The following is a 9,902-nucleotide window of genomic DNA, read 5'->3' on the forward strand; positions in this document are numbered from 1 at the left end:
AAAAAGGAACTTCAGGATAAAAGGAGTGCTAATTCGATGAACTCTACAACTACTTCTAAATAAAAAGACAAAGCCCCAGTAAAGAGCGTTGTCTTTTTTTATATTTTTGATTATTTTATAAAATAGAGCTATTGCAATAATTGGTTCTTTAGATATTTTTCTATTAACTCAATAAATAAGTTCATAGATTTCGTATGCAATTCCACAGATTCTGTTATAACTGAAAAATTTCTTTTTATCGGTGTCCCTTTTACATTTAATACTTGAATGGTACCGAGCATTCTTTCTTTTCTTACAGTAAGTTCAGATAAGTAACTAATACCAAGCCCAGCTTCAACTGCTTCTTTTATAAGTTGTGTGCTGCCGAATTCCATTAACTTGGAAGGACGTATTTGTAAAGATTGAAATAATGTTTCTGTTGCCTCTCTTGTACCAGAACCTTCTTCACGGACAATCCAATTCTCTTGTTCTACCTGTCTTCGTGAAACTTCCTTATTGAAATAAATTGGATATTTGCCCCCTGCCACGATATACATTTGGTCGGTGGAAACCGATTTTATATATATATTTCGAAGAGAAATTTCCCCTTCTACAATACCTACATCGATCTCATGACTTGTGATTGCTTTGGCAATATCCCTTGTGTTGCCAATCTGTACCGAAGGGATGATATTAGGAAATAAGTTTTTCATTCTTGCAAGTATATGTGGTAATACATACTCTCCAAAGGTATAGCTGGCACCAATTTTTAATGGTCCTGTTGGCTCGTTATTTAATTCATTCACTAACATCGACATTCGTTTATATAAACCTGTAATTTCCTTAGCATGTAAATAGACTATTTCTCCTGCTTTAGTTATCTGGACAGATTTGTTTGTTCGCAGAAGTAGTTTTGCACCTACGTATTTTTCCAATTGTTGAATTTGCTGGCTGACTGCTGGCTGGGTCATATGAAGCTCTTCCGCTGCTCTGGAAAAGTTTCTTTTATCAGCTACAGATATAAATACAGATAATAGTTGATCCATATGTTCCCCTCCTTACTATCGTATTTACTTATTACAACTATAATAATCATTTATTTTCCTTATTGTAAATCATAAGTTACGATAAATTAAAAATAATCCAAATAAGGGGTTGAAAAACATTGGAACAAAAAGCGTTAATAACTCCCAGTCCAAATATGCAAAAAAAACCGGCAAAAAAGCTAAATGTTTCTTTGATTTCTGGAATTGGTTTTACCTTGCTCATAGCCGTATTAGGTTTTATTTTAGCAGCGTTGCCAGGTCTAAATCATATTGGACCTCTTGCATGCGCCATTTTACTAGCTGTAATTTATAGACAGGTTTTTGGATATCCAGAAAAATTACGTAATGGTATTCAATTTTCATCAAAAAAATTATTGAGGTTTGCCATCATACTTTATGGATTAAAGCTTAACATGATTGTGATATTTCATCAGGGTGTCCCTCTATTGCTAAGAGGGACAATAACGATCATTTTTTCAATTGCTGTTCTTATGATTATTGCAAAATGGCTGAAGGCAGATTTTAATCTTTCTTTATTATTAAGTGTTGGCACAGGCATTTGTGGTGCAGCTGCCATCGCGGCCGTATCGCCTATTATAAAAGCAAAAGATGAAGATACGGCTATGGGTGTAGGCATCATCGCATTAGTCGGCACAGTGTTTTCAATAATCTATACGTTAATATATCCTTTTTTATCAATTGGTCCTATGAACTACGGAAATTGGGTTGGAATCAGCCTACACGAGATAGGCCATGTTGCTTTAGCTGCTGCCCCRGCAGGCCAGGATGCTCTTGCTCACGCATTACTTGCCAAACTTACACGAGTATTCCTATTAATTCCGGTTTGCTTTATCCTCATGCTTTGGATGAAAAAGAAAGGAAAAATAGAAGGGGAGGCAAGATTCGAGTTTCCATGGTTTTTAATTGGCTTTATTGTTATGAGTTTTGTGGGAAGCTATATCATTGGTAATAAGGTATTGGTATCACAAAAAGTGATGTCTGATATTGCAGACTTCACATCATTTATGTTAACAATGTCAATGACCGGATTAGGATTGAATATTAGCTTGAAAGAACTACGTACCAAAGCAATACGTCCACTTATTGCCATTATTATTACATCAATTCTTTTATCATCGCTAACTTATATTAGTCTTTAACAAAGAATAAAAAGGTGAATTTTTACCCACTGCAATACATATATAACTGTAGGGTTTTGCTCAACTAATTCAACTTCAAATGATTTATTGAATTAAAATTCAACTTGATTTCTTGAAGTATAAAAGAAAAAGTAGGCGCAGTAATTAAACGCATTTGATTGATATTTTTAAAATAAATTTCTTTGTTTAGTTCTTTAAGGTTTAGTAAAGGTATTAATTTCGAAATAACTATTTTACCTTCGAAAGTGGGAGTAACTCCTTGTTTTGAACGGATTACCGCTAGCGAATATTGACTAAACTCTTCAATATAGTATGTAGCCACCTGTTCTAATCGCTTCAATCGTTTTCCCACTTTCTTTATAATTTTCCTGGTTGCATTTGCCGGAATCGATCCAAGTGTCTTTGAATCTGGTACATTCAAAGGTACTTTAACTCGGATTACCAAAAGAGGTTCTAGTAGGCTGCGACACGCCTTGTATATGGCTGTAAAATGTGCCATTCGTGATTGTCGCAAAAAGAAAACGACAGATGAAATCATTCCTCGTAACAGGCGATTATGAGAATTTTATGATAAGAAACGTGAGGAGGGAAAGCCCTTTAAAGTAGCTGTGATAGCAAGTACCAATAAATTCTTACATTGGATTTATGCACTTTTAAAAAGTAAATCGACTTTCCAAGATCTAGCCTAGTTTTAAAGTATAACTAAACAGCCCAAAACTTTCCAAACACAGAACCTTGGAAGGTTATTTGGCATACGCAAATTTAGTATATAATGAAACATTTTAAGTGTTTATTGAAAAATTTTGAAAAACTATTGGCTGGTTAGTTCTATAAGAAAAGCGAACCTTCTTCAAGAATTGCGCCCTTTAATGGAACAACGAAAATAGAAACACAAATGTTAGCTTGTTTCTCTTCAACTAACGCTCCCGTACAATTCTCACAAACCTTGCTGCTAATTTAAATCATTACAGGAATGTGTACTGTTAGTACGAATTTAAGCACGATTATAAGTTCCCTTTATAAACTCTATAATTACCAGACAGGTTTTAACCTCGATGATAGTTTATCTTCATTTTCTTCATAAACTAATTTTGTTAAATCTTCTTTGAGCATTTGCAGGCGATCAGCACCTATCTTTTCAATCCAACGTTGCTCAATTTCAGTTAGTATCCTCTCTTTTGCTTTCACAACTAACCAACCTCGTTCAGTCAAAACAATAATTTTCCCTCTCTTATCAGTGGGATGAGCTTTGCGCATTACATAGCCACTTTTCTCAAGATAATCCACCATTTTACTCACAGCTTGCTTTGTAATTCCTAAATATTCGGCTAGTTCTATACCTGTTGCACCATTGGGAGTGATACATTTAAACATAAACCCATGTACAGGTCTAATATCTCCAAATCCCAATTCACTCAATCTGTCATGTAATTCAGTAATTGATGTACTAAAGGATAATGATAAAAGTGATGTAAGGTCCAACTCACTAAATATTTCATGATTCATACATAAAACCTCCTTGAATAAAGTCAACTAGATTGACTTTATTTAAAATCCATTGTACTATACGCAATGTAGTCAATCAAATTGACTATAATTCAATTATAAAAAAATTAATACATTTTGGAGGGTGCTCATGGCTATCGTTAAAATTAGAGGAAGTGTATTTGCACCATATGCTTGGTTGGAACCTATTAAAGATCCTGCAACAGAAAAGATATTCGAATACACTGGTGATGCACGTGAATTTTCACCAAACACTGTAAACACTATGCGGTCAAGATTAGAGCAAGAAGTAGTTGTAGATTTTTACAAAAAAGAAATTTTCACATATGTAAATGCTTGTATCGTAACTGTAAAAGTTACAAATCCAAATGGTTCTATTGATTATAAAAAAGGAAAAACAAGTACAGAAAATATTGTATGTACTAATGTTGTGTGGGGCTCTGATGAAGTTTCTTTTGAAATGAGGGCAAGTGCAAGTAATCCTTTAAATGCAGCAGCACCTGCGGCTGATTATTTATTAACTATACATGTTAACAAAAATCGTGTTGCGTATATTGAAGGTTCCCATGATGGGTTCCCCTGCTATGAATTTTATAAACAAACAGATTTCGGTCCATTTGAATTAATATATACACATGATTTCAGAAAAACTGGTGACACTCCGGCAGCACTAGCTGGGGAAATGGAATACAGTTTTAAAACGACAATCTAGATATAGAAAAGCAATTGATCAAACGAAGGAACTTGTGATCTGTTTTGCTCAATGGGTCAATATTATTATTACCCAAAATAAATCAGGAATTACAGAGGTGTGCCTCATGACTAATATCGTTAAAGTTAGAGCAAGTGTATTTATTCCAATGTCTTGGACTGAACCTAAGAAGGATACTCAAACAGGAAACATTATTCAATTTGAAGGTGATGCACGTGAATTTACACCATATGCGGTAAACGCTATGCGTTCTAGAGTGGAACAAGAAGTGATCATTGATTTTTATAAAAAAGAAATTTTCACATATGCGAATACGGGCATAACAACAGAAAGAATCACAACTCCTGATGGTTCCGTTAATAAAAAAACAGGAAAAGCTAGAACGGAAGGCATTTTGTGCACTGATGTTGTATGGAGGTCAGATGACGTCAAATTTCAAATGAGTGCTAGTGCTAGCAACCCATTAAATATATATGCACCTCCCGTTGATTATCTATTAACTGTACATGTCAAAAAAGATGGTACTATCGATATTCAAGGTGCACATGACGGATTCCCTTGTTATGAATTTTATAAGCAAGTAAACTTTGGTCCGTTTGAAAAGATTCATACACATGACTTCAGAGAAACTGGTGATACAGCTGAAGCTCTAGGCGGAGACATGGAGTATTATTTTAAAAAGATATTGTAAAGACAATATGATTCCTTTTTAAGTGAATAAATATATAACAACAAAAGAGTGACCAATTGGAGGAAAAGAGAATGACAACAGTTTTATTTGTAAAAGCAAACAATCGCCCCGCAAACCAAGCGGTGAGTGTGAAATTATATGAGGCTTTTTTAGCAAGTTATAAAGAATCACATCCAAATGATACAGTGGTAGAACTTGATTTATACAAGGAAGAATTGCCATATGTAGGAGTAGATATGATTAACGGTACATTTAAAGCTAGTAGAGGACTTGGTTTAACAGCAGAAGAAACAAAAGCAGTAACTGTTGCTGATAAATATTTAGAACAATTCCTTGCAGCTGATAAAGTTGTGTTTGGATTCCCATTATGGAACTTAACAATTCCGGCTGTACTACACACATATATTGATTATTTAAACCGCGCAGGCAAAACATTTAAATATACACCAGAAGGTCCAGTAGGTCTGATTGGAGATAAGAAAATTGCATTATTAAACGCAAGTGGCGGTGTATATTCTGAAGGACCAAAAGCTGAAGTAGAAATGGCTGTTAAATATGTAGCAAGTATGATGAGCTTCTTCGGTGTAAAAAATACAGAGAAAGTAGTGATTGAGGGTCACAATCAATTCCCTGATAAAGCAGAAGAAATTATTGCTGCAGGGCTTGAAAAAGCTGTTAAAGTAGCAAGTACGTTCTAATTAATAAAACACTTGTCACTCAATATAGCAGTACCACCACTTTTATAGCGGTGGTACTGTTTTTTTATTCGCTCATCTTGCTACTTTTGGGGGAGTTAGAACCCAATTGATGTAATATTTCTATTTAAATCTTATAAAAAGATAGAAAGAAGGATTACATTACAATGGAACGTTGATGGACAAAATATATATAAACTTGATTTCTTCAACTATTCTGTCCTTTAGCTTAGTACAATTCTTCAAAATCTCACAGACAAATATCGAATTTTCTTTTAAAATGATCTTCCACAATCTGGCCCAATTGTTGAACAAAAATCAAAACTCACTCTTGAACTAACCAGCCGCTTTAGTTCCATAAGAAAGTGTTGTGTAACAACCCTATTGTTAAACTCACGCACCCTAGCACCCTCTGCAAAATAAAAAACAGGGAGATTATTCACGAAAGAACCTCTCCCTGTTTTTTGTTTAGCGGCAGTATTTATCCCTTAATGCAAGTGCATATCTAACCGATTGCTCTGCACCTTTTTCTTGATCCTCAATCATTTGTTCTAGAAGTTCTGTTGGCGGATAATAGTAATCCAATGGTTTAATTACATTTAAATCATAAGGAGGTTGTTCCACCTTAAATGCTCCTTCGCCTACTGCAAAGACTCCGCCTGTACCAGGCTCTCTCTTAAAATGGATGGCATACGGGAAGCACATTTCAACGTTGATTCTAGTCAACATTGAATTCTCAATCAATATTTTAAAACATTCTTCCAAATCGATATTACCAGTCCCAGCAGGTACGCCACATACCCTGTAATCTTCGCCATCATGGACGATAATATGATCCTTAAAATGAGTTGTAAAGGCATATGGTGCTAATTTTCTTACAGCTTCAATCGGGTCCTCCCATGCCATCATTGCATTCCCGAAATCACAATGAGCACCAACCCAAGGGCTGTTGACTTCCTTTATGATTTGAATCACTTCATCCGTTAACTCTTCCTCGTGATTTTCAACAGCAAGCTTGATTCTATATTTCTTTAATAATGGTACAATTTGTTTAATATCTTCGGGAGCTCTTCTCAATCTGCCTGGATCATATTCTCCCATGCAGGTATACGTACGAATGACATCCGCTCCAATTCTATGCGCGGCCTCAATGACCTCGGTTAGATGTTTCGGATCGGTTCCATTTGTATCGATTTCAGCGAAAAATCCATACTTTTGAATTTCTTTTTTCACCTTGTCTAAGTATTCCGGTTCAAATGATTCTAATGTACCAATTCCTGGCAACCCTGGCCATGGAACAATATTGATCATGACTCCATCTAATCCCAATTCGGCTGTTTTTCTGATAAAACCGAAAATATCCATTCGACCTGTAATAAACTGCAAGTGAAAGCTTTCTGTCTCTAATCCAATTTTCATGTTTTACCCACCTTTATGTTAATTTATTGTGCAGAGAAAGAAATTAAACTAAATTTTGTTCGACTTCTATTTTTATTTGAATTAATTTCTGCTTAACGACTTTGCTTACGAAATTTCTCTTAAATAAGGGAAGAACCAGCAACTAAACGACAGAACACATTCTCTCCAAAAAAGAATAATTGGTCACCTTTTTACCTCGGCCATCAATTCAATTTCAATCATTGCACTCATAGGTAATTCTGCTACCTGAATGGTACTCCTAGCTGGAAAAGGCTTCGAAAAATATTCCGCATAAATTTCATTTACAGTTTGAAAATCTGATAAATCAGTCACAAATATAGTTGTTTTCAAAACTGAATTCATTTCTAGACCTTTTTCTATTAAAATGTGCTTTAAATTTTCTAAACATTGTCTTGCTTGGTCTTCAATGCCTATAGCTAATTTATTAGTATTAGGATTTAAAGGGAGTTGCCCCGAAATATAGAGAATCCCTTTTGATAATACCGCTTGGGAATATGGTCCAATAGGTTGTGGCGCATTATTTGTTAAAACTGCTTCTTTCATAATAAAAATCTCCTTTTTATCTACAATATTTTTCTCGTAACTTTTTGACCGTTTGTACAGATTCTTTAATTTCATTATCTTGGGCCAATAACATTTGTTCTAAAAGATCATCACTTGGATAGTATGTTGTTAAAGGATCAATCAGTTTTTGATTGAAATACGGTTTTTACATCTTAAATGATTAGCTGTTTTTTCTGATAGGCTCTTTTCGTAAAGATTGTTGTTTTTAAAACGAAACTATTTAAGGTTGATTGGAGCGGAAGTGCGAGACTCCTGCGGGAGCAGCGGGACAGGTGAGACCCCACAGGCGTTTACGCCGAGGAGGCTCACCGCCCGCACCAAGGAAAGCGAGCATCTGGAGGGGAAATCAACCACAACTCACTACCTGGTAAATAGCAACAAAGTATGTGAAAACAGCCTTCTGATAAAATCGAAAATATTCCTTCAACCTATAATAAACTGCAAGTGAAAGCTTTCTGTTTCTAATCCAATTTTCATTTGTTACCCAAATTTAAGCCAATTTATATATTGMTAAAAAATTAAACATTCATTTAATTATCTTCCAAATATCGGTTAGTTTGTTTTTTCTTTTTTAAAATTTTAACTGAATAGTTACTTATAATAAAACCTATAGCTGCAAATGCAATCATAATCAAAAATACATATCTATATCCAGTAATTCCAGGATTGTGATCCAGAATATTACCATACATGGCAAAGGCGAAAATTGAAGGAGCATAACCAACTAAACAAGCTACTGATACGGCAGCACCGCTTATTTCTTTTGGAATATCAATTTCATCTAATGGGGCAAAAAACACAGCCCGTTGAGTAAATACAATCGTTCCGAAGCCAAGTGTCGCAATTATTCCTATATAAATATTCATTTTGTCATGTGGAAGCATAATAAAAATTATCATTGCAATAATGGATAAGAGAAATGTAAATCTAAGGTATTTTGTCGCTGATTTAAATTTTTTATCAACTAAGAATCCACCGATGGGACCGCCTATCATTTTTAATCCGTATTGGTTTATAATCCCATATGCACCTAATAACGCTACCGGCATTCCATAAATTTCTTCCAAGAACGGAATAAAGTAAGTTAAACCTGCGTAAACCGTATATACGCAAAATATTGTAAATGAGGAAAACCACAATTTGGGAGTTTTAATTGCTTGAATCGCACCTTTCAAAGCTACTTTATTTTTACTAATTTCTTCTCCACCCTTATCAAACGTTTCAATAATATCGTCCTCTATAAAGAAATAACTAATAATACCAACAATAATTGTAATCAAGGCAAAGAATAAAATTGCGGCTCTGAAACCTAATGACTCAGATCCTAACCAAATAAATATACCTAGAGCAGAGAATGCAACGATTGTATCTACAACACCACGGCCAGCTTCAAGGAATCCAAACATCCTGCCTTGTTCGTCGGAGTCTCCAAGCAATTTAACGGTTTTTATCAATACTGGCCAAAAAGTAATCTCTGTAAATAAAGCCATTACTCCCCAAGAAGCTAAAATTCCATAATAACTTGGTATAGTAGATAAATAAATCCCAGTTGCACCTACCCCAATCAATCCAATCGGAATTAACTTCCTTTTAGTAAATCTATCAGTGATATAAATGGAGACTACATAACCAAACATTTGCACAATAGCATATACAGATAATGCCAAACCTATTTGGGTATGTGAAAGATGAAAATATTTTTGCATCGGAATGTAAAAAGCATCTTTTAAGGATGATAATTTAAATATTGTTCCTCCTCCCAAAATTAAGATACATAAGGTAAACCATTTTTTGACCTGCTTCTTTGCTACTGCCATAAACAATCCCCCCTCATAAACAGACGATTTCCAAAAGTCCTGCCATTATGATATATATCCATGCCATTTTATCGCTCTCTCCTTCGGCATTGACACTTATTTTGAACCTCGAAGTTCTCCATATATCGATAAATCGCATAAGCTACCCCATTCTCATCATTTTTCATGGTTGTCGTTGTACAAACAGCTTTTATGGCATCTTTCGCATTTCCCATCGCTACGCTGTATCCAACTTTCTGGAACATGGATAAATCATTGTTGCTGTCCCCGATTGCCATAGCCTGATCTAAGG

The 9,902-nt window shown here is 34.8% G+C and carries 12 protein-coding genes and 1 pseudogene; 6 read left to right on the forward strand and 7 right to left on the reverse strand.

Annotation, left to right across the window (positions count from 1 at the left end):
- Nucleotides 1-128: 128 nt before the first annotated feature.
- Nucleotides 129-1,025 carry a LysR family transcriptional regulator gene (locus AC1DVK_RS17995; protein ID WP_214811823.1) on the reverse strand — a complete coding sequence of 299 codons (897 nt, stop codon included), beginning with the start codon at nt 1,023-1,025 and terminating at the stop codon, nt 129-131.
- A 155-nt stretch (nt 1,026-1,180) separates the two neighbouring features.
- On the opposite strand from AC1DVK_RS17995, the gene AC1DVK_RS18000 reads away from it, so the two are divergent.
- Nucleotides 1,181-2,185: a YeiH family protein gene (locus AC1DVK_RS18000; protein WP_061466052.1), complete on the forward strand. Its 1,005-nt coding sequence runs from the start codon at nt 1,181-1,183 to the stop codon at nt 2,183-2,185.
- Nucleotides 2,186-2,249: 64 nt separating this feature from the next.
- On the opposite strand, the gene AC1DVK_RS18005 is transcribed toward AC1DVK_RS18000, so the two are convergent.
- The gene (locus AC1DVK_RS18005) at nt 2,250-2,606 is read right to left on the reverse strand and encodes a hypothetical protein (RefSeq protein WP_477627060.1); all 357 of its coding nucleotides are present in this window, start codon (nt 2,604-2,606) and stop codon (nt 2,250-2,252) included.
- Between AC1DVK_RS18005 and AC1DVK_RS18010 the strand changes: the two are divergent.
- Nucleotides 2,554-2,874, forward strand: a pseudogene (locus AC1DVK_RS18010) (transposase); the annotation flags it as partial. The gene AC1DVK_RS18005 and the pseudogene AC1DVK_RS18010 sit on opposite strands and share 53 nt — an antisense overlap.
- Nucleotides 2,875-3,217: 343 nt before the next feature.
- Here the strand turns inward: AC1DVK_RS18010 and AC1DVK_RS18015 are convergent.
- Nucleotides 3,218-3,691: a MarR family winged helix-turn-helix transcriptional regulator gene (locus AC1DVK_RS18015; protein ID WP_289320509.1), complete on the reverse strand. Its 474-nt coding sequence runs from the start codon at nt 3,689-3,691 to the stop codon at nt 3,218-3,220.
- Between the two features lie 130 nt (nt 3,692-3,821).
- On the opposite strand from AC1DVK_RS18015, the gene AC1DVK_RS18020 reads away from it, so the two are divergent.
- The 3 genes from AC1DVK_RS18020 to AC1DVK_RS18030 all read left to right on the forward strand — a co-directional run bounded on the left by AC1DVK_RS18020 (nt 3,822) and on the right by AC1DVK_RS18030 (nt 5,792).
- Nucleotides 3,822-4,403, forward strand: a complete 582-nt coding sequence (locus AC1DVK_RS18020; protein WP_410864150.1) for a DUF3238 domain-containing protein — start codon at nt 3,822-3,824, stop codon at nt 4,401-4,403.
- A gap of 106 nt (nt 4,404-4,509) precedes the next feature.
- A complete protein-coding gene (locus AC1DVK_RS18025) occupies nt 4,510-5,094 on the forward strand; it encodes a DUF3238 domain-containing protein (protein ID WP_477627061.1) in 585 nt (194 codons plus the stop codon).
- Between the two features lie 71 nt (nt 5,095-5,165).
- Nucleotides 5,166-5,792, forward strand: a complete 627-nt coding sequence (locus tag AC1DVK_RS18030) for an FMN-dependent NADH-azoreductase (RefSeq protein WP_284470987.1) — start codon at nt 5,166-5,168, stop codon at nt 5,790-5,792.
- 465 nt (nt 5,793-6,257) lie between these two features.
- Here the strand turns inward: AC1DVK_RS18030 and AC1DVK_RS18035 are convergent, their stop codons facing one another.
- Together AC1DVK_RS18035 and AC1DVK_RS18040 are read right to left on the reverse strand one after the other, a co-directional pair.
- Nucleotides 6,258-7,208, reverse strand: a complete 951-nt coding sequence (locus AC1DVK_RS18035; protein ID WP_289337659.1) for a sugar phosphate isomerase/epimerase family protein — start codon at nt 7,206-7,208, stop codon at nt 6,258-6,260.
- 183 nt (nt 7,209-7,391) lie between these two features.
- Nucleotides 7,392-7,772: a RidA family protein gene (locus AC1DVK_RS18040; RefSeq protein WP_284470989.1), complete on the reverse strand. Its 381-nt coding sequence runs from the start codon at nt 7,770-7,772 to the stop codon at nt 7,392-7,394.
- Nucleotides 7,773-7,992: 220 nt separating this feature from the next.
- On the opposite strand from AC1DVK_RS18040, the gene AC1DVK_RS18045 reads away from it, so the two are divergent.
- On the forward strand, nt 7,993-8,241 hold the full coding sequence (locus AC1DVK_RS18045) for a hypothetical protein (RefSeq protein ID WP_477627062.1): 249 nt from the start codon (nt 7,993-7,995) through the stop codon (nt 8,239-8,241).
- An 82-nt stretch (nt 8,242-8,323) separates the two neighbouring features.
- Here AC1DVK_RS18045 and AC1DVK_RS18050 read toward each other — a convergent pair whose 3' ends face one another.
- Together AC1DVK_RS18050 and AC1DVK_RS18055 are read right to left on the reverse strand one after the other, a co-directional pair.
- Nucleotides 8,324-9,610 (reverse strand): MFS transporter, encoded by a 1,287-nt coding sequence (locus AC1DVK_RS18050; protein ID WP_289337660.1) that lies wholly within the window; start codon nt 9,608-9,610, stop codon nt 8,324-8,326.
- Between the two features lie 68 nt (nt 9,611-9,678).
- A partial coding sequence (locus AC1DVK_RS18055; RefSeq protein WP_477627063.1) for an HAD family hydrolase occupies nt 9,679-9,902 on the reverse strand: 224 nt, incomplete at its 5' end.

The sequence above is a fragment of the Peribacillus sp. P4_B1 genome (assembly GCF_056402395.1).

What these genes read in the sequence shown, in the direction of transcription:
- AC1DVK_RS17995 (WP_214811823.1), bottom strand. Translation starts at nt 1,025, where the DNA reads ATGGATCAACTATTATCTGTATTTATATCTGTAGCTGATAAAAGAAAC.
- AC1DVK_RS18035 (WP_289337659.1), bottom strand. Translation starts at nt 7,208, where the DNA reads ATGAAAATTGGATTAGAGACAGAAAGCTTTCACTTGCAGTTTATTACA.
- AC1DVK_RS18025 (WP_477627061.1), top strand. Translation starts at nt 4,510, where the DNA reads ATGACTAATATCGTTAAAGTTAGAGCAAGTGTATTTATTCCAATGTCT.
- AC1DVK_RS18015 (WP_289320509.1), bottom strand. Translation starts at nt 3,691, where the DNA reads ATGAATCATGAAATATTTAGTGAGTTGGACCTTACATCACTTTTATCA.
- AC1DVK_RS18050 (WP_289337660.1), bottom strand. Translation starts at nt 9,610, where the DNA reads ATGGCAGTAGCAAAGAAGCAGGTCAAAAAATGGTTTACCTTATGTATC.
- AC1DVK_RS18040 (WP_284470989.1), bottom strand. Translation starts at nt 7,772, where the DNA reads ATGAAAGAAGCAGTTTTAACAAATAATGCGCCACAACCTATTGGACCA.
- AC1DVK_RS18030 (WP_284470987.1), top strand. Translation starts at nt 5,166, where the DNA reads ATGACAACAGTTTTATTTGTAAAAGCAAACAATCGCCCCGCAAACCAA.
- AC1DVK_RS18020 (WP_410864150.1), top strand. Translation starts at nt 3,822, where the DNA reads ATGGCTATCGTTAAAATTAGAGGAAGTGTATTTGCACCATATGCTTGG.